This window comes from Streptomyces sp. TG1A-60 (assembly GCF_037201975.1).
GTDB lineage: Bacteria > Actinomycetota > Actinomycetes > Streptomycetales > Streptomycetaceae > Streptomyces.
The window spans coordinates 2,929,168-2,948,557 of sequence record NZ_CP147520.1 but is presented as its reverse complement, the minus strand read 5'-3'; the positions used below and the strand labels follow the sequence as shown (position 1 = coordinate 2,948,557).

Here is a 19,390-nt window from a genome sequence, read left to right as displayed (position 1 = left end):
CCGGGGCGGGAGACAGGTATATGCACGGTCGGAAACAGGTAGTCCTCCCCGTGTGCGGGGCGCACGCGGGGGCAACCCTGGAAGCATGCTGCAACTCTCCGGGGGACTCCTTCCGGATTCCGGCCCCCATTACGCCTCGTACCCCCAACCACCTATGGGGGCGGGCCACCTGAGCGTCGAGTACGACCCACGCCCCACCGCCGCCGCACAGGCCCGCGCGCAGGTGCGCAGGCAGTTGGAGGGGTGGGGACTGCTCGACCAGACCGACACGGCGGAACTCCTGGTGAGCGAGCTGGTCACCAACGCGCTGGTGCACGCGGAGAGCCGTCTGAAGCTGACCCTGTCGGCCGCGCACGGCGTACTGCGCTGTGAGGTGTCGGACTCGGACGGCCGCCCGCCCCGGTTACGCCGGACGCCGGGCATATCGGAGAGCGGCAGAGGGATGTTCCTGGTGGACGCGCTCGCCGGGCGCTGGGGCTGCCACCAGGACGGGCCGGGCAAGACCGTGTGGTTCGAGCTCGGCACGTGCGGGTCCGACGGCTGTGGTCGGCGACAGCCGAAGTAGCCCGCCGAGTTCCGGCGAGCGACGACACCCGACCGCCCCGGAGCCACAGCCCGGGCCCCGACGGCACGCCCAGCCGCCGGGGCCCGTCGTCCCAATGCGCCAGGCCCGTGAGCGTCCGTCCTATGCGCCAGGCCCGTGAGCGTCCGTCGAGACCCTGCGCGTCCGCCGAAGCCCGTGCGCGTCCGCCGGCACGACCGGTGTCCGTACCGCGACGCACCGCCCTACGCACCGCCGACACGCGCCGTCTGCGGACCGTCGGCATCAGCCCCCCGGCGCTCCCGGAATCCTCAAGATCACCCCCGGTTTCCTTCACCGCACGCCCCCTTGTGCCCGCCCCCGCTTTGCGCTTTCTTGATCGGCATGGCTGACACCACGGACAACACAGCTATCGGGGACGCGACTTCGGCCCCCCGCAAGTCCAGTTGGAAGTACATCGGCCCCGGCATCGTCGTCGCCGCGACCGGTGTCGGCGCCGGCGACCTGGTCGCCACCCTGATCGCGGGCAGCAACTTCGGCTACACGCTGCTGTGGGCGGCCGTCATCGGCTGTGTCGTGAAGATCTCCCTCGCCGAGGCGGCCGGCCGCTGGCATCTGTCCACCGGCCGCACCCTCTTCGACGGCTGGGCCAGCCTCGGCCGCTGGACGACGTCGTTCTTCGTCGTGTACGTCGTGATCTGGGGTTTCGTGTACGGCGCGGCGGCGATGTCCTCCAGCGCCCTGCCCCTGCAGGCCCTCTTCCCGGACGTCATGGACCTCAAGTGGTGGGCCATCGCCTGCGGCCTGACCGGTCTGGTCTTCGTCTGGTTCAACAGGTACGAGGTCTTCGAGAAGGTCATGACGGTCCTCGTGGGCGTCATGTTCGTGGTGACGGTCTACCTCGCGATCCGCGTCACGCCCAACCTCGGCGACGCCTTCGCCGGCCTCCTGCCCGTCCTGCCGGACGAGAAGGACTCGATCCTCAACACCCTCGGGCTGATCGGCGGCGTCGGCGGCACGATCACGCTGGCCGCCTACGGCTACTGGGTCAACGCCAAGGGCTGGACGAACACCGGCTGGATGAAGATCATGCGCCTCGACAACCGGGTCGCGTACATCACGACCGGCATCTTCGTGATCGCGATGCTCGTGGTCGGCGCCGAACTGCTGCACTCCGCGAACATCGCCATCGCGAGCGGCGACAAGGGCCTGATCCAACTCGGCGACATCCTGGCCGACGAGTACGGCACGGCCACCGCCAAGTTCTTCCTGATCGGCTTCTTCGCCGCCTCGTACACCTCCCTGATCGGCGTCTGGCACGGCGTGAGCCTGATGTTCGCGGACTTCGTGGAGCGGTTCCGCAGGAAGGGCGAGGTGACGGGCGAGGAGGTCGCCTCCGGCCGACGCGAGCGCTCGTGGCCCTTCCGCGCGTATCTGCTCTGGCTGACCTTCCCGCCCATCGTCCTGCTCTTCCAGGGCCAGCCGTTCCGCCTGATCATTTTCTACGGCGTCCTCGGCGCGGCCTTCCTCCCCTTCCTCTCCGCCACCCTCCTCTGGCTCCTCAACTCCTCCCGCACGCCCCGGGAATGGCGCAGCGGGATGGTCAGCAACACGATGCTGGCGGTCGCGGGCCTGCTGTTCCTGGTCCTGGCGGTGAAGCAGATCTGGGACCAGCCGTGGGCGGACTTCCTCTAGGCCCGTACTTCGCGGTTCACCCGATCGTGAAGATCAAGCGGTCGTAGCTGATCGCTCGCCGAAAGGAACCGCGGCGGCGGCAGCCGCCGCGCCCGCACCCGCGCCGACGAAGGGTCACTCATCTCGTATGCACCTCTTACACCTCACACCCGTGTCTCTCCGCGAGACGGGGAGGGTTCCGGTGACCTGCGCCACAGGTGCTCCCCGGCTCTCAGTCCGCCATCGACGTCAACGGAACGTGGCTCCCTGCCGAGGGACCACGCGGTCGCTGTCCACCCATCAAGCCGTCAACGCTCCCGCAGGAGACCCGTTCACCCGTCCGGGTCGCCCCAACCCCCGCTCACGCCTGCCTAGTTGGGGCATATGCGTCTCACTCTGCGTGGGTACGGGCCGTACCTTCCGTGAGTCGATCAAGAAGATTCGGTGTTGATCGGGGCATGCCGTGGATATGGTGCTGATGCAAGACGATGCAGGAGGGGCGTCGAGGCGGACGCCGATCCTCACAGGGGCCGTCTGAGGCGGTGGTCGACCACCTCGCCGCAGTGAACGGGGTGGTGTGCAGCGTGCCGACCGCGATAGCCGTCACCAGTTCCGATCTGGTGCTCCCACCGCATGACCGGCAGACCCCGCCCGCCGTCGTGCAGCCGCAGGAGACGCTCGAAGGGTCCCTGCTCGGCATGCACGCGCTCATCGAGCAGCACGGCTATGTCATCGCCCTCCACTCGGCCTCCGGCGAGTCGGCCGTCTCCCGGCGGCTGCACACCGTGCGTTCCGTGCTGGAGAGCGACCGCATCGCCCTGCTCGGCGTCGACCTGCCGCCGCTCGGACTCGCCCTGCTCGCCCAGCAGTTGCGGCAGCTGTCCCTGTGCGACTTCAGCCCCGGGGTGCTCGCCTCCTCCGTGCGCCTCCTCGCGCACTACATCTACGCCGGCGCCCTCCTCGGTTCCGTCGCCAAGCTCGACCGTGTGCCGGTCACGCTGAAGTCGCACGCCAAGTCGTGGATGCCGGGCGCCCGGTTCGCCGTACTGGCCAACCCCCGGCCCCAGCTCGTACGGCTCAACACCGTCGACGAGGAGCCCCTCGCGGGACCCGAGTTCGCCACCCGGCTGCTCGTCGCGCAGGGGCCGCAACCGCCGTCCGACTGGGTCACCGCGACGCTCGCGCCGGCCTGGCAGGTGCAGGGATCCCTGCCGGTGCCGCTGCCGGCCGGTTCCACACGCTGGTGGGGGACCGGCAAGCTCGTCGAGTTCGCCGCCGGTCTCTGTGACGTCTCCGTGCTCTACCAGCTCGTGTCGTCCGTACGCCGCGAGACGTGCCACTGGTGCGGCCTGGAACTCATCGGCGACCGTTGCGGGTTCTGCGCGGCACCGTTACGAGAACCGGAACCCGTCCCGGGCCCCGGCTCCGGGTCCGTCCACGCGCTGCCGCGGGGGGCCACATGACCGCCGTACGACAACTCCGTGGGCCGTAGCGGCCAAGGCTCCCCGCATCCGGCCCCGACCGCCCGACCGCCCGACCCCGTCCGTCCCCCGCCCCGATCGAGGTTGTTCGGCTCATGCTGCATCACTCGGGGACCGACCCCCGGACTCCCAGCAGGAAAAGCAGGCTCGCTCAAGTGCCCGGCACGTCCCCACGAGGTGAGATGTAGTGAACTCACGCCAGCGCCGCGGCGTCATCCTGCTGGTCCTCTCGGCCCTGTGCGCCCTGGCCGCCTTCGCCGGGGTGCTCTCGGTGATCCGTGACGTGAACGCGAAGGTCGGGCCCGAGGTGACCGCGTACCGGCTGAAGGGCGACATCGCGCCCTACAAGGAGCTGTCGGCGGGCCAGTTCGAGAAAATCACGATGCCGGAGCGGTGGCTGTCGGCGACGGCGGTCACCGATCTGGCGCAGATCCGCGGGAAGATCGCCGTCACCCGGCTGGAGAAGGGTTCGCTGCTCCAGTCGGACATGATCGTCGACCGGCCCGGACTCGAATCGGGGCAGCAGGAGATCGCGATCATGATCGACGCGTCCACCGGTGTGGCGGGGAAGATCAACCCGGGGTCGCGGGTCAACATCTACGCCACGTTCGAGGAGAAGGACAGCGACTCGGGCAAGGACACGTCCAAGCTGCTCGTCACCGACGCCCGCGTCATCGACGTCGGCAGGCTCACCGCCCTCGAAGCCGGCCAGTCCAGCAGCGACCGCCGGCGCACGGCGACCGAGGCCGTCCCGATCACCTTCGCGCTCGACACCGCCGACGCCCAGCGCGTCGCGTTCGCCGAGTCGTTCGCCGAGCACGTCCGTCTCGCCCTCGTCGGGGGCGGCGAGGCCACGGTCGTCGTACCGGACGACCGTTCGTACACCCTCGACGAGGACAAGTAGGAGGCCCCGCGATGAGGTCGGTCCGGAACGTCCGCAGAGGGGCTGCTCGAACGAGAATGCGTCGAACACCCCCGCGGGTGGGCATGCTGATGAGGGTGCCGCGCGGCGGTGAGCCGAAAGGGCGCCGGGTGCCGAAGGGGGCCGGGGTGCCGAGCGAGCCCCGGGTGGGTTGGCGGTGTGAGGCGGCCGGACCCCACACCTCCGTGAGCGGAACGGGGATCCGCCGATGACCATCCGTGTCCTCCCCGCCGCCGGGGACGTAGAGTCGGCCAGTGCCCTCACCACCCTGCTCAGCCAGCTGACCGACGCCGAACCGGCACCGCCCGTCACCGACTCCACCGCCCTGCTCGACACCCTCGCGCGACTGGCCGCCGAATCGCTGGACGAGCTGCCCGAGGTGGTGCTGGTCCATGAACGGATCGGCCCGGTACCGGCGTTGGACCTGGTCCGCGACCTCGTCCTGCGCTTCCCGGCGGTCGGCGTCGTCCTCGTCACCTCCGACACGACCACCGGCGTCCTCACCGCCGCCATGGACTCCGGCGCCCGGGGCATCGTCAACCTGCCCCTCTCCTACGACGCCCTCGCCGAACGCGTCCAGGCCGCCGCCGCCTGGTCCGCCGGCATGCGCCGCCACCTCGGCAGCCGTACGCCGGAGCTGTACGCGGGCCCGGGCGGCACCGTCGTCACGGTCAGCGGAGCCAAGGGCGGCGTCGGTGCAACCGTCGCGGCGGTCCAGCTCGCCCTGGCGGCACGGGCGTCCGGCCGCACGGTGGCGCTCCTCGACCTGGACCTGCAGTCCGGGGACGTGGCGTCGTACCTGGACGTGCAGTTCCGCCGCTCGGTCGCCGACCTGGCCGGGATCACGGACATCAACCCCCGTGTCCTCCAGGAGGCGGTGTACGTCCATGACACCGGCATCGCCCTCCTGCTCGCCCCCGCCGAGGGCGAACGCGGCGAGGAGGTGACGGACCGTGTCGCCCGCCAGATCCTGGCGGCCCTCCGCTCGCGCCACGACGTGGTGGTGGTCGACTGCGGCTCCCAGATGAACTCCGCGACCGCGGCGGCCGTCGAAACGGCCGACCAGGCGCTCCTCCTGGTCACCCCGGACGTGGTCGCGGTCCGCGCCGCCAAACGCATGGTCCGCCTCTGGGACCGCCTCCAGATCCGTAAGGCCGAGGAGACGCTGACCGTCGTCAACCGCCACTCGCGTGGTACGGAGATCCAGCCGTCCCTGGTCGAGAAGGTCACCGGCACGAGGGTGGCCCGCGCCGCCGTCCCCGCAGCCTTCAAGGAACTCCAGTCCGTCGTCGACGCGGGCCGCCTCCAGGACCTCGACGCCCGCTCGACCGTCAAGCAGGCGCTGTGGGCGCTGGCCGGGGAACTGGAACTGGTCGCCGCGCCGGAGAACGGTGGCGGCCGGCGCCGCAAGGCCGCCGGCGACCGGAGCGCCCTCGTCCTGCGCCGCAAGGGCGGCGACCGGGGTTCGGTGACCCTCGAGTTCGCCGGGGTGTTCCCCCTGATCCTGATCACCATGGCGATCCTCTGGCAGGCCGCCCTCTACGGCTACACCTACTCCCTCGCCGGCAACGCGGCCGACGAGGCGGCCCGCGCGGCCACGGCGGCCTACGCGGTCGACGGCGACGTCCAGGGCGCCTGCCAGGCCGCCGGCGCCGGGAACCTCCCGGGCGCCTGGAGCGACACCTCCATCGACTGCGCCCCCAGCGGCCCGGTCATGCGGGCCGAGGTCGAGGCGAACGTCCCCCTCTTCTTCCCCGGCTTCGACGCCGGCTGGACTGTCAACGGCGAAGCGGGGGCGGCACTGGAGGTGGATACGGAATGACTCCGCCCGTCCAGCGCCCCCGTCCCGGCGGTGCCGAACCGGCCGCGACGGGACCGAAGCCGCGCCCCCGCCGCTGGAACGACCGAGGCGCCTCCATCCTGGAGTTCGCCGGCTTCCTCCCGATCCTCCTACTCGTAGGCATGGCGGCGATCCAGCTCGGCCTCGTCGGCTACGCCATCAGCCAGGCGGGATCGGCGGCGCGGGCGGCGGCGCGGGCCGAGTCGCTGTCGCCCGGCGCGGGGGAAGCCGCCGGCGTGGCCGCGACGAGCGCCTGGCTGGACCCGGAACCCGACGTGGGCCCCGGCACCGACACCACCACGGCCACGGTCACCGTGACCGTCCCCTCCGTGATCCCCCTCTTCGACCCGGTCACCGTGGAACGCACCGTCACCATGCCCAACGACTCCGACACCGACTGACCCGACCGCCACAGCATCCGTACCCCCGAGAGGAGTTGACGAGAAGATGAGCCTGCGATCCCGTATCGCCGCCCCCGACGAGGGGTCCACCGGACGCGAGGACGGACACCTCGTGGCCGTCTACCGTGCCAAGCTCCTCGAAGAGATCGACCTGGCCGAGATGTCCACCCTGACGGCAGCCGACCGCAGGGCCCGCCTGGAACGCGTACTGGGTCACATCATCAGCCGAGAGGGCCCGGTCCTCTCCTCCGCCGAACGCTCCCAACTGATCCGCAGGGTCGTCGACGAGGCACTCGGCCTCGGTGTCCTCGAACCCCTCCTCGCCGACGCGTCGGTCACCGAGATCATGGTGAACGGCCCCGACTCGATCTTCGTGGAACGAGCCGGCCGCGTCGAACAGCTCCCCCTCCGCTTCGCCTCCACCGAGCAGCTCATGCAGACCATCGAGCGGATCGTCTCGACCGTCAACCGCCGCGTCGACGAGTCCAACCCCATGGTCGACGCCCGCCTCCCCACCGGCGAGCGCGTCAACGTCATCATCCCGCCGCTCGCCCTCACCGGCCCGACCCTCACGATCCGCCGCTTCCCCCGCGCGTACACGCTCCCGGAACTCATCGACCTCGGCTCCCTCGACGAGCAGATGCTGATGCTGCTCGCCGCCTTCGTCCGCGCCCGCTTCAACGTCATCGTCAGCGGCGGTACCGGCACCGGAAAGACGACCCTCCTCAACGCGCTCTCCGGCCTGATCCCGCCCCGCGAGCGCATCATCACCATCGAGGACTCCGCCGAACTCCAGCTCCAGCAGGAGCACGTGATCCGCCTGGAGTCCCGCCCCCCGAACATCGAGGGCAAGGGCCAGATCACCATCCGCGACCTGGTCCGCAACTCCCTCCGTATGCGCCCGGACCGCATCATCGTCGGTGAGGTCCGCGGCGGCGAGACCCTCGACATGCTCCAGGCCATGTCGACGGGCCACGACGGCTCCCTCGCCACGGTCCACGCCAACTCCGCCGAGGACGCCCTCATGCGCCTGCAGACCCTCGGCTCGATGTCCGAGGTCCTCATCCCCTTCGAGGCCCTCAAGGACCAGATCAACTCGGCGGTGGACGTGGTCGTCCAGCTCACCCGCTTCGCCGACGGCTCCCGCAAGGTCACCGAGATCGCCCTGCTCGTCTCGCACGGACGCGAGCAGTTCCGTATCGCCACGGTCTCCCGCTTCGTCGCGAGCCCCCTCGGCGCCGACCGCGTCGTGCAGGGCCGCTTCGAACACCTGCCGGTGCCGCGCCCCGTCGCGGAGAAGCTGTACGTGGCCGACGAACCGCTGCCACCCGCGTACGGCGTCGCCGAGGCCATCGACGTACTCCACACCCGCCAGGCCATCGGATAGCCCCGAGAGCCCCGAGGAGGTAGGACCGACCATGGCGACACCCCTGGACAACCCCACCCTGCTGGCCCTCGGCGCCACCGTCCTCTGCGGCACCCTGGCTGTCGCCGGCGCGCACCTGTACGCCTCCGGCCGCGCGCGGCGCCAGGCCGTGGCCGACCGTCTCGCGGGCAACCCGGGAGGCCTTCCGCGCACAGCCGCGGGACGCGTACGACGCTTCACGGCCGTCGACCGCCGCCTGCGCCGCACCCGCCTCGGCCGCGCGATCCACCTGCGCCTGACGGCGACGGGACTGGACCTGACGGCGGGTGAGTTCGCCGCCTACGTCGCCATGGCCGTGGTCACCCTCTGGCTGATCGCGGCGGCGACCCTCGCCCCGTTCTTCGGCCCGATCGCCGGCGCCGTCGGCGTCTGGAGCGCGGCCATCTTCCTCAACTGGCAGCGCCAGAAACGCATCGAGGCCTTCATCAACCAACTCCCCGACGTGGCCCGCCTCCTCGCCAACGCCACCGCCGCCGGACTCGCCCTCCGTACGGCCCTGGCGATGGCTGCGGAGGAACTGGAGGCCCCGGCGGGCGAGGAACTGGCCCGCGTGGCAGACCAGTTGGCGCTGGGCCGTTCCGTCGACGACGCCCTCGGCGAGCTGGCCGAACGCCTCCCGTCCCGCGAGCTGATCGTCCTGGTCACCACCCTGGTCCTGTCCAACAAGGCGGGCGGCTCGGTGGTGAGTTCGCTGCGCAACCTGACCCAGACGCTGGAGGACCGGAAGGAGACCCGCCGCGAGGTCCGCACGATGCTCTCCGAGGTCAACGCGACGGCCTTCACGGTCCCCCTCCTGGGCCTGGGCTCCCTCCTCCTGATCAACTCCTCGAACGACGGCGCCCTGGCCCGCGTGACCGGCTCCCCCCTCGGCCAGGTCCTGGTCCTGATCTCGATCGGCCTCTACACGGTCGGCTTCTTCGTCATCCGCCGCCTCGGCAAGATCGAAGTATGAGAAGGAAGCGGACGGACCTCACATGACGACGACGATGGTGCCCGTGATGCTGGCCCTCCTGACGGCCGTCGCGGTCGCGGGCGCCCTGCTGGGCATCCGCATGATCCGAGCCGAGGCGAAACTCCCCGGCGACCTGGCCCTCGCCCTGGAGGTCGGTGCCACCCGCGTCTCCAGGACCGGCTCGGCCGTCGACCGCCTGGGCATGCGCTTCGCTCCCCTCGTCCTGCGCCTCATGGGCCCCCGCCGGGTCGAGGCCAAACGCCGCCGTATCGACATGGCGGGCAACCCCGGCGGCCTCACTCTCAACCGCTACGCCGCCCGCCGGGCCGTCTACGGTTTCTTCGGCGCCTTCATGGGCCTGGTCTTCCTCACCAGCGGCCGACCCCTCTTCGCCGCCTTCACCTTCGCCTTCGGCCTCCTCGCCGCCGACGCCGCCATCTGGCAGGCCGTCCGCGAACGCAAGGACGTCATCGACCGCACGCTCCCCGACTTCCTGGACGTCCTCGCCGTCGTCGTCTCGGCCGGCCTCGGCTTCCGCCAGGCCCTGGACCGGGTGGCCGAGAAGTACGAGGGGCCCTGGGCCGACGAGTTGCGCATCACCCTCCGTCAGATGGACATGGGCGTGAGCCGCCGCCAGGCCTTCGACGAACTCCGCAGACGCAACACCTCCGAACAGGTCGCCCAGTTCGTCTCGGCGTTGCAGCAGGGCGAGGAACTCGGTTCCCCCATCGCCGAGACCCTCATCCAACTCGCCGCCGACATGCGCCGCACCGACGCCCAGAACGCCCGCCGCCGTGCCGCCCGCACCATCCCCAAGGCCACCCTCGTCACCCTGGTCTTCATGCTTCCGGCGACGATGATCCTCATCGCCACCGGAATGTTCCTCGGCTCGGGCACCAACTTCGGCGAGATCCTGGGCCGATGACGAGGCCCCGCCTGCCCACCCGCCTGTCCCGTCTGCGGACAGCCGTGCCGAGGGGCCGAATCGCCATGCTGTCCCGTCTGCGGACAGTCGCGCCGAGGGGCCGAATCGCCATGCTGTCCCGTCTGCGGACAGCCGTGCCGCCGGGCCGGATTCCCACCCCGTCTCAGCGGCGGGCAGTCGTGCCGCCGGGGCGGCACGGGTGGGCGCAGCGGCACCCTGTCAGCGCCGGCAGGCGCCTCCCACCCCCGCCCGGCCCCGGCACCGGGTACCTGGCGGACGACGCAGCACCCCCCGCCACCCTCCGCCTCCAACTCAACGCCCTGCAGTCCCTCGCCCGCCAGACCTTCGCCGTCCGCCTCACCACCCTCGCCATCGGCACCCCCTTCGCCATGGCCAACACCACGGACGGCCCCCCGACCTACGCCGTACTCCTCGCCGCGGTCCTCGGCATCACCATCTCCTACGCCATGCTCAGGGACTGGCACAGCTTCGCCCCCCGCCTCCTCGCCCATCCCTCCCTCATGGCCCTGGACCTCCTCTTCGGCGCGGTCCTCCTCCTCACCGCCTCCCCGGCCTCCCCCCTCGCCTACGCCACGGTCTGCACCCCCCTCCTCTCCGGCCTCCTCTACGGCTGGCGCGGCGCCGGCGTCCTCACCGGCCTGCAACTCACCGTCCTCCTCACCGTCCACCGCACCTGGGAACACCGCCCTGGCGCGGGCGCCAGCACCCTCCTCATCGCCGGTTTCTGCGTCGCGGCCGGCATCATCGGCGTCACCCTCCGCAACCTGATGTTCCGCTTCGGTACGGCCACCCAGGCGCTCTCCGAGGCCACGTCCCGCCTGGCCGTGGCGGAGGCCGTGGAGTCGGAACGTGCCCGCCTGGCCCGCGAACTGCACGACTCGGTGGCCAAGACCCTCCACGGTCTGGCCCTCGCCGCGGACGCCCTGGCGACCTCGGCGGACCGCCCGGACCCCGACCCCACCAAGGTGAGGCAACAAGCGGCCCTCGTGGCCTCGGCGGCCCGCCGAGCCGCGGCGGAATCCCGCGATCTCCTGACGGACCTACGCCGCCACGCGGACCTGACGACATCCCCGCCCCTCACTGATCTGAAGCCCGAACTGGCCGCCCGTACAACGGACTTCGCCTCCCGCACGGCCATCCCCACCCACCTGACCCACACGGGTGAGGCACCCCCACCCCTCCCACCCGAGACGACCCACCACCTCCTGGCGATCGCGACGGAGGCCCTGGAGAACATCCACCGCCACGCGCGGGCGACGACGGCGACGGTCTCCTTGGCGGTCACCCCGGACGCCCTCCACCTCACGATCGAGGACGACGGAGTAGGCCTCCCACCCGCCCTCACCCTCGAAGAAGCGCAGAAATCCGGCCACTTCGGCCTCCTGGGCATGGCGGAACGAGCGAACCGCATCAACGCGACCCTGCGCCTGAACCCACCCACCCCACCCGCCTCAAACCCCTTGCCCACCCCACACGTCCCACCCACCGCAGGTACGAAAGTCACCCTGACTCTCCCCGTCCCCCTCCCCACACCCCCCACCACCCCCGAATCCCCCCGACAGGAGGCCGCCCATGCCTGACCAGCCCCAGGCACTCCCCGGCCCACCCCTCCGCGTGCTGGTCGCCGACGACAACCCGGTGGTCCGAGCCGGCCTCACCGCCCTCCTCGGCACCCACCCCGACCTGGAGGTGGTGGCCCAGGCCACCGACGGCGAGGAGGCGTTACGCGAAGCACGCGTACACCACCCCGACGTCGTGCTCCTCGACGTCCGCATGCCCGGCACGGACGGTCTCACCGCGCTGCCCGAACTGGCCGCCCTCTGCCCCGTGATGATGCTGACCTACAGCACGGAACCCGAGGTCGTGGCCGAGGCCCTGTGCCGGGGCGCGTCCGGCTACCTGGTCCACGGCGAGTTCACGGCCCCCGAACTGATCAAGGCGGTGCGGGACTTGAGGGAGGGTCGGCCGACTGTCTCAAGTTCGCTCGGCGTTTCCTACAAACCTTCACGCGAAAGTCACGACCCCTCTTCGCAGCTGCAACCATTTGTGGCACAGTCGTCAAAGGCTCGCCCCTGGTACGCGCCGCGACTTCACCGCCGCGCCCCCGACCGCGCCGGCCGACCGTCCTTCGGTCTGAGTTCAAGGGAGGTGGAGGTGATGGACCTCATCGCGTCCGGCATGAACAACCGTCAGATCGCCGCCACCTGCTTCATCAGCGAGAAGACCGTCAAAAACCACATCAATCACATCTTCGCAAAACTGCACGCCTCAACCCGCGGCGAAGCCATCGCCCACTGGCTCGGCACGGCCCACAGGGGGTGGCCCCGATGAGCCCTCCACCTCAGCGAAGTTGGGCCCCCGGACCCACCCGTGGTAGGGGGAGTTTCACGTACGGTGATCCGGTTGGTGTCGGCATCGCGCGGGAAGGCAACCGCCATGAAGGTGAAGCACCGTTTCGAGGCATGGAGAAGGACCGTCGTCTCCCGGATGCGGGGGAAGGGACGGGACGCGGGCGCGGGGTTCGTCGAGTACGCGGGCATCATGATCATTATTGCGGGTATTTTCGTGATGATCGACGGCCTGGGGTTGGACGGACTGATCTCAGGTGCGATCCTGTCCGCCGTGACCAACGTCATCGGGGGCTGACGGGCGTACGGCCGTTCGGCGATCGAGGATCCACCCTGCCCCTCTACATGTGGCTGACGACGATTCTGCTGTTCACGGCGTTGGCTTTCTTCGCGTTCGCTCAGGCGGCCTCCGCCCGCAATGGGGCCCAGTCCGCAGCGGACGCCGCGGCGTTGGCTGCGGCACAGCAGGCACGGGAAGACCTGTTGCTCGACTTGGGCGGTGCCATCAAGGCGGACGACGACTGGCTGGACTGGCTGGACCTTCCTGATGGGGAGTTGCCCGGCGAAGGAGCCACAGCCGCAGCCCAGGAACTGGCCGCCGCGAACGAGTCGACCGTTCTGGGCGGTGCCCAGGCCACTGAGGTCAACGGCTTTCCCGGCTTCCTGGTGGAGGTGCAGACGGCCTACACCGTCGGTGAGTCGATCATTCCCGGCACCGAGAGCATGACGGCCACGGCCAGGGCGACCGCAGTCATCCAACCGCGCTGTGCCTTCGACGTGGACGCGGATCCAACGAAGCCCGTGATGCTGGACTGCGACGGTCAGTCCGTGGGCATCGACCCCGGAGAATTCGATCCGGACGACCTTCCCGACGCGTCTGTGATGTTCTCTGTGCGTCTGGCCGAGTGAGAGGAAGCTGTGTCCATGAAGTTCCGGTACACCATGAAGGGCCGTATGGCTCTGACCACGGTGACGATTGCCACCGGTCTGGTTCTCACGGTGGCCGGCTGCGGTGGGGGAGGGGACGACGACAAGTCGTCGGACACGGCGGCATCGTCGACGCCGTCCAAGGACACCGGAGATGCCGGCAAGCAGGAGTCCGAAGCCCCCGCCACCGAGTCAGTCCTCACCGAGGTCAAGGCTGGTGGCCTGACGCTGAAAGTCACGTCGGCAACCCGCGACGGCGGTGGCTTCGTCACGGTCGGGGGAACGGTGACCAACGGCACCGGCAAACCCTGGGTAGGCGCGGAATGGCGAGGCGACGAAAGCGAGTTGGTCAAGAACGGTGGCTCGATCGCGGGCGCGAGCCTGATCGATCAGACTGGCAAGAAGAAGTACCTCGTCCTCCGAGATACTGAAGGGCGCTGCCTGTGTACGAGGTTCACCGGCGGTGTCGGGACGGGCGCGACAACCGACTGGTTCGCCCAGTTCCCCGCCCCACCCGAAGGCACCACCTCCGTGGACTTCCAGGTCGGCTCCATGCCCCCCGCCTCGATCGAACTCTCCGAGGACGAGTGACGATGACCGCCCTCTTCCCACGAGCCGCCACGAAAGGCACGACGGGCACGCAGGGATCGGCGGGCACGGCGACGCTGGCCGTGGCCGTCGCGGTCCTCGCCGCCCTCACCCTCGCGGCCCCCGCCCACGCCGCGGACGACCCGAGCGAACCCCCCGGCACGGTCACCACCTCACCGCCCCCGGAAGTCGACGCGAACAGCCCGGGCCTGAAGCTCGCACAGGGCGCGACCCTCGCCCCCGCCAAGGTCCTGGACATCAAGTCGGTCGTGGAGGACCTGGGCGGTGAGGAACGCCGCGAGGACACGAACGAGAACGTGACGTTCGCCCTCCAGGCGGAGGTCCTCTTCCCGAAGGACAGCGCGAAGCTGAACCCGCAGGCGCAATCCCGGATCCAGACGATCGCGGAGGAGATCAGGAAGCAGAGCGCGGGCACGGTCCGAGTCTTCGGCTTCACGGACAACCTCGGCTCGTACGCCCACGGGCTGACCCTCTCCAAGAAACGCGCCGAAGCCGTCCACGACATCCTCGCCGCCGACCTCGGCGGCAACGTCACCTTCGAGGTGCGCGGCTACAGCGAGGACTACCCCATCGCCGACAACTCCACGGAAGAGGGCCGCAAGAAGAACCGCCGAGTGGAGGTCTCCTTCCCCCGGACCTCCTGAGCCTGAGGTGCGGGGTCGGCTGAAAGCGCTGCCGACCGACGACGGATACCAGACGGTGGAGTCGGGAGAGCGGGCGTAGCCCGCGAATGGCAGCCGCACACGGTGGCGCCACCTCCGCCCTCCTGGCGTGAAACGAGAAGCCCGGACGCGTTCACGGGCGCGGCAGTTCCGTCCGGGACGGGTCCGCTCCGCGTCCCTCAGACGTCCGTCCCGGCCCCTGTGGCGTCGTTACCGGGCTCCCCGTCCTGCGGATACGCGACGAAGGTGCCCTTCGCGGGGAGTGTGACCACGAGACCGCGGTCGCGTAGTTCGCGGGTGGCGCGGCGGGCGGTCAGATGCGCGACTCCGTACTCCGCTGCGAGGTCGCGCTCTCCAGGCAGTCGGGCGCCGGGCCGGAGCTCGCCACGGGCAATGCGTTCGGCGATGTGGTCGGCCATCTGCATGTAGACGTACGCGATCTTGTTCGGATCGATCGGCGACTGGTGTGGCTCCGGCGTCATATCGAACAATGTACGACGTCGTTCAGCTGTGCGGTTCAATGGAGTGCGCCTAACCGCTATACACCGCCCAACTGCACCCTGTAGCGTGCACGTGCCCGTAAAGACCCTGGCGACGGATGCTGGCCGTCCCAGGGCGTGGTCAACGCTGAAAAGGAGCGCCAACACCGTGGACCTTATCGTCCGCTTCCTCGCTTGGATGCTGAGCCTCTGCACTCCGGACCCCCGAGGCCGTCACCGTCTCGGCGCCGAGACGCCCGCGCCGATCTCAGTCGCCCCGCCGCCGCCCCTCGTCACCGACCTGATCGACGGCAGCGCATCCCCCCTCGTGCGCCCCTACCTCCTGACCCCGGACGAACGCCGCCACCAACGCGAACGCCGCCGCGCCCTCTACCTGGCCACTCTCGGCATCGACACCGGCCCGGACCACATCCACGGCATCCGCGTGGGAGCCGCCCGATGACCGACCGCGGCCACCACACCCGCCGCCGCCCGGTCCGCATGTGCGCGCACTGCCAGCGGATGACCGGCACCCCGGTCGTGGTCCACGAGGAGCGCGCCGCGACCGGCCCCGGCTTCACGGTCTACGCCTGCCAGGAGTGCGCCGCGCACTACCCGCCGCCCACCGACGCCCGGTAACTCCTCGCCCGGCCCCGAGACCGTCCCGGATGACGATCCGCGTCTACACGGTCACGGCAGAGGGCTCGAACAAGACCAAAGATCACGCTGGGTGGTGCTGACCTGCAAGGTCGACACCACCCAGCGTGAACGAGCACCTACGGTCAGGAATTCGATCCCACTCCTGGTGCGGGGGGCCTTGACAGCGATGTCTCCACGTGAAATCCCCTCCACCTACGGCAGGTGAACCACGGGTCGTGTCCTGGCAAGAAGGTCATGGCCGGGCCACCCGCCGTACGGGCGGGCAGGTTCCGCCGGACGGCGGAACCCCGGTCGGCCGCCGGTGCGCGAATGATGGCCGCCCGAGCCGCCGCGTGCCCCCGGGCGACCAGTGTGAGGAGCACCCATGACCCAGGTACCGCCCCCGTTCGACCCCGAGCTCGCCGCCGTCCTGGAGCTCATCAAGGACGTCATTTCTCCCGGTGTCACACCGGACGAGATCGATGCGGTCCGCCCGGGTCCGGGGATCGAGATGCCAGCCGGGCTGGATCTTCTGATGCCACCGGCATCCAGGCGCAGTGGCTGATCACGGGCGACAGAAGCACGCGTCGGATGGCCATATCCGTGCAGCCGAGGCGCACGCGCGCGATCCTCTCTCTGCAACCAGCGACCGAGCCACGAAGAGAGCCGCCGCCATGCGAAAGATCGTCCTGATGATGTCCGTGTCCCTCGACGGCTACATGGAGGGCCCGAACCGCGAGTTGGACTGGCACCTGGTCGACGAGGAACTGCACACGCACTTCAACGACGTACTCAGGGAGATGGGGGCCTTCCTCGACGGTCGTGTCACCTACGAGATGATGGCCGCCTACTGGCCCACGGCCGACCGGGACCCCGCCGCGCCCCGTCCCGTCGCCGACTTCGCCGCGATCTGGCGCGCCATGCCGAAGCTCGTCTTCTCCCGCACGCTGAGCCGCGCGGAGTGGCACGCGACGATCGTCCGGGACGTCGTCGTGGAGGACATCGAGGCCCTCAAGTCACAGGACGGCGGCGACCTCGCCGTGGGCGGCGCCGACCTCGCGGCCGAGTTCCTGCGCCACGACCTGGTCGACGAGTTCCGGCTCTACGTCCACCCCGTCCTGCTGGGCGCGGGCAGGCGCCTCTTCCCGGCCGCCGCCGACGCCCCCAAGAGCCTGCGCCTGATCGAGACCCGCGCCTTCGGCAACGGAGTCGTACTCCTGCGCCACGGCAGGAGCCAGGGCACGGGGTGAGAGTCCCGCCCGGCGGCGCCCTAGTCGGTCCCCGGCGGCCCGTCATGGGCGTACGCCCGCAACGCCCCCACCACCGTGTTCGTCACCGCGACCAACGGCACCGCCACCACCGCACCCCCGATCCCCGCGATCAGGCCGCCCGCGGCGACCGACAGGACGACGGCCAGCGGATGCACCCGCACGGCCCGCCCGAGGATGAACGGCTGGAGGATGTGCCCCTCGATCTGCTGGACCGCGAGCACCACGACCAGGGTCATGACGGCCGTGAAGACGCCCTGCGTCACCAGCGCCACGACCACGGCGAGCGCACCGGAGAAGACCGCGCCGACCAGTGGGATGAAGGCGAACAGGAAGATGAAGACGGCGAGCGGCACGGCCATCGGTACGTCCAGGAAGTAGATACCCAGGCCGATGAAGATCGCGTCGATCAGCGCCACTATCACCGTGCCGCGCACATACGCCGTCAACGTCCCCCAGGCCTGCGGCCCCGCCGCGGAGACACCCGGCCGGGCCGCCGCCGGCACCAGCTTCAGGGTCCACTGCCAGATGCGCCTGCCGTCGTAGAGAAGGAAGAGCGTGGAGAACATCGCCAGGAGGATGCCGGTCAGCGCCTCGACGATGACGGTCACGCCTTCCAGGCCCGCCGAGGTGATCGTGTCCGTGTTGTCGCTGATCGCGTCGCGGAGGTTCTGCGCGATGTCGTTGATCTGGTTCTCGGTGACGTGGAACGGGCTGTCGAGCAGCCAGCGCCGCAACTCGTCGATGCCGTCCTGGATCTGGTCGGAGAGGTCGTTGATGTTCTCCATGACCTGCCAGGTCACGAACCAGCCGATCAGACCCATGATGACGAAGCCGAGGACGGCGGTCAGGGAGGTGGCGAGGCCGCGCGGTACGCCCCGCCGGGTCAGCCGTGCCACCGTCGGCTGGAGCAGGGCGGTGATGAGCAGAGCGCTGGTGAACGACAGCACCAGCAGTTGTACGGAGCTGATGATCCGCATCAACACCCAGACGGTGCCCGCGAGAACGAGCAGCCGCCAGCCGGCCTCGGCCGCCACCCGCATGCCCCAGGGCACCGCGGAGGCGGGGTCCGGGCGGGCGTAGAGGACAGGGGCGGACGCCTGGCCCCGCACCGCCCCGGCGGAGGAGGAGTCCTGAGGCCCGTCCGCGGCGGCCTCGGCGCCTTCGCCCCCGCCCAGGGCCCCACCGGCACCCTCGGAGTCGGCGGGGCCGGGGCCGCCGCCGGTGTCACCGGCGTGACCGCTGGTCCTCGCGACGCCCGTACCGTCGGCGCCCTCGGACTCCGACTCCATGTCCGCCCGGCGTCGCTCCAACCGCTCGCTCCACCCGCGCAGTCCGGCACCGAGCCGGTCGAGCCATCCGGGAACTCGCGACATCATCCGTCCTCTTCCCCCGTCACCCCTGTTGGCCGCCACTCCTCCCGGAGACCGCGATCCCTCTCGGGACTCCGACCGTACATGGCCGAAGCCCCCCACCAAAGGACGGCGGAGGGCTTCGGAAGGTTGAGCTGCCGGGCGGTTCGCGACCGCCGGGCGGCAGGCCTAGTACCAGTGATTGGCCTGCCAGAACGTCCACGCCTCGCACGGGCTGCCGTAGCGCGAATCCATGTAGTTCAGACCCCACTTGATCTGCGTGGCCGGGTTGGTCCGCCAGTCGGCACCGGCGGAGGCGTACTTGCCGGCGGGCAGCGCCTGGAAGAGACCGTAGGCACCCGAGGACGGGTTGACGGCCTGGTAGTTCCAGGTGGACTCGCGTTGCACGATGTTGCTGAAGCAGGTCCACTGGTCGCTCGCCACGACCGCCTTCGCCATCGCCTGGATCTCGGCGACGGTGTACGAGCTCTTGACGGGGGCGTTTCCGAGCGAGCCGGCGGCTGTGGCCTTCTTCTCGGCCTCTTCCTTCGCCTTGCGCTCTTTCTCCGCCTGCTCAGCCTGCTCCGCCGCCTGCTGCTTGTCGATCGCGTCCTGGGCCGCCTTCTTACGGGCGCTCTCCTCGGCGTCCTTGCGGGCGCTCGCGTCGGCGGCGATGGCCTGTGCGTCGGCTTGGGCAGTCAGGGACGCGGTCTGGACCTGGGCCTGCTGACCCACAGGCAGGTCAGCGAGCAACGTGGTGTCGTTCGCGACCGCCTCGGCGTCGTCAATGGTCTGGGCGGTGCTGCCCGAGGCGACCCCGACGACACTGCCGACTGCGGTGACCGCGGTGGCCGAGGCCACTGCGAATCCCCGGACCGAAATCCGGCTCACACGGTTTCCTTCCAGCATCGCCCGCCTCGGTG

At 70.2% G+C, this 19,390-nt stretch carries 21 protein-coding genes and 1 pseudogene; 19 read left to right on the top strand and 3 right to left on the bottom strand.

The window, feature by feature from the left end; all coding sequences use genetic code 11:
- Positions 1 to 154: 154 nt before the first annotated feature.
- From WBG99_RS12165 to WBG99_RS12095, 15 genes are all read left to right on the top strand, one after another.
- A complete protein-coding gene (locus WBG99_RS12165) occupies positions 155 to 565 on the top strand; it encodes an ATP-binding protein (protein WP_338900310.1) in 411 nt (136 codons plus the stop codon).
- Between the two features lie 360 nt (positions 566 to 925).
- Entirely contained in the window at positions 926 to 2,236 is a 1,311-nt protein-coding gene (locus tag WBG99_RS12160; RefSeq protein WP_338896348.1) for an Nramp family divalent metal transporter, read from the top strand.
- A gap of 521 nt (positions 2,237 to 2,757) precedes the next feature.
- On the top strand, positions 2,758 to 3,678 hold the full coding sequence (locus WBG99_RS12155) for a hypothetical protein (protein WP_338896347.1): 921 nt from the start codon (positions 2,758 to 2,760) through the stop codon (positions 3,676 to 3,678).
- Positions 3,679 to 3,883: 205 nt separating this feature from the next.
- Entirely contained in the window at positions 3,884 to 4,600 is a 717-nt protein-coding gene (cpaB, locus tag WBG99_RS12150) for a Flp pilus assembly protein CpaB (RefSeq protein WP_338896346.1), read from the top strand.
- 226 nt (positions 4,601 to 4,826) lie between these two features.
- Entirely contained in the window at positions 4,827 to 6,440 is a 1,614-nt protein-coding gene (locus tag WBG99_RS12145; RefSeq protein ID WP_338896345.1) for an AAA family ATPase, read from the top strand.
- Positions 6,437 to 6,859 (top strand): TadE family protein, encoded by a 423-nt coding sequence (locus WBG99_RS12140; protein WP_338896344.1) that lies wholly within the window; start codon positions 6,437 to 6,439, stop codon positions 6,857 to 6,859. The genes WBG99_RS12145 and WBG99_RS12140 overlap by 4 nt, the downstream gene beginning before the upstream one ends.
- Before the next feature lie 46 nt (positions 6,860 to 6,905).
- On the top strand, positions 6,906 to 8,246 hold the full coding sequence (locus WBG99_RS12135; protein WP_338896343.1) for a CpaF family protein: 1,341 nt from the start codon (positions 6,906 to 6,908) through the stop codon (positions 8,244 to 8,246).
- Positions 8,247 to 8,289: 43 nt separating this feature from the next.
- Positions 8,290 to 9,237, top strand: coding sequence for a type II secretion system F family protein (locus tag WBG99_RS12130; protein WP_338900309.1), 948 nt, complete (start codon positions 8,290 to 8,292; stop codon positions 9,235 to 9,237).
- Positions 9,238 to 9,259: 22 nt separating this feature from the next.
- The gene (locus tag WBG99_RS12125) at positions 9,260 to 10,162 is read left to right on the top strand and encodes a DUF5936 domain-containing protein (protein WP_338896342.1); all 903 of its coding nucleotides are present in this window, start codon (positions 9,260 to 9,262) and stop codon (positions 10,160 to 10,162) included.
- The gene (locus WBG99_RS12120) at positions 10,159 to 11,763 is read left to right on the top strand and encodes a histidine kinase (protein WP_338896341.1); all 1,605 of its coding nucleotides are present in this window, start codon (positions 10,159 to 10,161) and stop codon (positions 11,761 to 11,763) included. The genes WBG99_RS12125 and WBG99_RS12120 overlap by 4 nt, the downstream gene beginning before the upstream one ends.
- A complete protein-coding gene (locus WBG99_RS12115) occupies positions 11,756 to 12,514 on the top strand; it encodes a response regulator transcription factor (RefSeq protein ID WP_338896340.1) in 759 nt (252 codons plus the stop codon). The genes WBG99_RS12120 and WBG99_RS12115 overlap by 8 nt, the downstream gene beginning before the upstream one ends.
- Positions 12,515 to 12,619: 105 nt before the next feature.
- Complete coding sequence (locus tag WBG99_RS12110; RefSeq protein WP_338900307.1) at positions 12,620 to 12,829, top strand: hypothetical protein; 210 nt, start codon at positions 12,620 to 12,622, stop codon at positions 12,827 to 12,829.
- Positions 12,826 to 13,440 (top strand): pilus assembly protein TadG-related protein, encoded by a 615-nt coding sequence (locus tag WBG99_RS12105; protein WP_338900306.1) that lies wholly within the window; start codon positions 12,826 to 12,828, stop codon positions 13,438 to 13,440. Before WBG99_RS12110 ends, WBG99_RS12105 begins: the two co-directional genes overlap by 4 nt.
- 15 nt (positions 13,441 to 13,455) lie before the next feature.
- Positions 13,456 to 14,049, top strand: a complete 594-nt coding sequence (locus WBG99_RS12100; protein WP_338896339.1) for a hypothetical protein — start codon at positions 13,456 to 13,458, stop codon at positions 14,047 to 14,049.
- Between the two features lie 2 nt (positions 14,050 to 14,051).
- Complete coding sequence (locus tag WBG99_RS12095) at positions 14,052 to 14,711, top strand: OmpA family protein (protein ID WP_338896338.1); 660 nt, start codon at positions 14,052 to 14,054, stop codon at positions 14,709 to 14,711.
- Between the two features lie 197 nt (positions 14,712 to 14,908).
- Here WBG99_RS12095 and WBG99_RS12090 read toward each other — a convergent pair whose 3' ends face one another.
- Complete coding sequence (locus WBG99_RS12090; protein WP_338896337.1) at positions 14,909 to 15,211, bottom strand: winged helix-turn-helix domain-containing protein; 303 nt, start codon at positions 15,209 to 15,211, stop codon at positions 14,909 to 14,911.
- Positions 15,212 to 15,377: 166 nt separating this feature from the next.
- On the opposite strand from WBG99_RS12090, the gene WBG99_RS12085 reads away from it, so the two are divergent.
- The 4 genes and pseudogenes from WBG99_RS12085 (at position 15,378) to WBG99_RS12070 (ending at position 17,097) form a co-directional block, all read left to right on the top strand.
- A complete protein-coding gene (locus tag WBG99_RS12085) occupies positions 15,378 to 15,671 on the top strand; it encodes a hypothetical protein (RefSeq protein WP_338896336.1) in 294 nt (97 codons plus the stop codon).
- The gene (locus tag WBG99_RS12080; protein ID WP_338896335.1) at positions 15,668 to 15,847 is read left to right on the top strand and encodes a hypothetical protein; all 180 of its coding nucleotides are present in this window, start codon (positions 15,668 to 15,670) and stop codon (positions 15,845 to 15,847) included. Before WBG99_RS12085 ends, WBG99_RS12080 begins: the two co-directional genes overlap by 4 nt.
- A gap of 385 nt (positions 15,848 to 16,232) precedes the next feature.
- Positions 16,233 to 16,385, top strand: a pseudogene (locus WBG99_RS12075) (alpha/beta hydrolase); the annotation flags it as partial.
- A gap of 136 nt (positions 16,386 to 16,521) precedes the next feature.
- Entirely contained in the window at positions 16,522 to 17,097 is a 576-nt protein-coding gene (locus tag WBG99_RS12070; protein ID WP_338896334.1) for a dihydrofolate reductase family protein, read from the top strand.
- A 20-nt stretch (positions 17,098 to 17,117) separates the two neighbouring features.
- Here WBG99_RS12070 and WBG99_RS12065 read toward each other — a convergent pair whose 3' ends face one another.
- Both WBG99_RS12065 and WBG99_RS12060 read right to left on the bottom strand, forming a co-directional pair.
- Positions 17,118 to 18,491, bottom strand: a complete 1,374-nt coding sequence (locus WBG99_RS12065) for an AI-2E family transporter (protein WP_338900303.1) — start codon at positions 18,489 to 18,491, stop codon at positions 17,118 to 17,120.
- Between the two features lie 165 nt (positions 18,492 to 18,656).
- Positions 18,657 to 19,376: a transglycosylase SLT domain-containing protein gene (locus WBG99_RS12060; protein ID WP_338896332.1), complete on the bottom strand. Its 720-nt coding sequence runs from the start codon at positions 19,374 to 19,376 to the stop codon at positions 18,657 to 18,659.
- Positions 19,377 to 19,390: the final 14 nt, after the last annotated feature.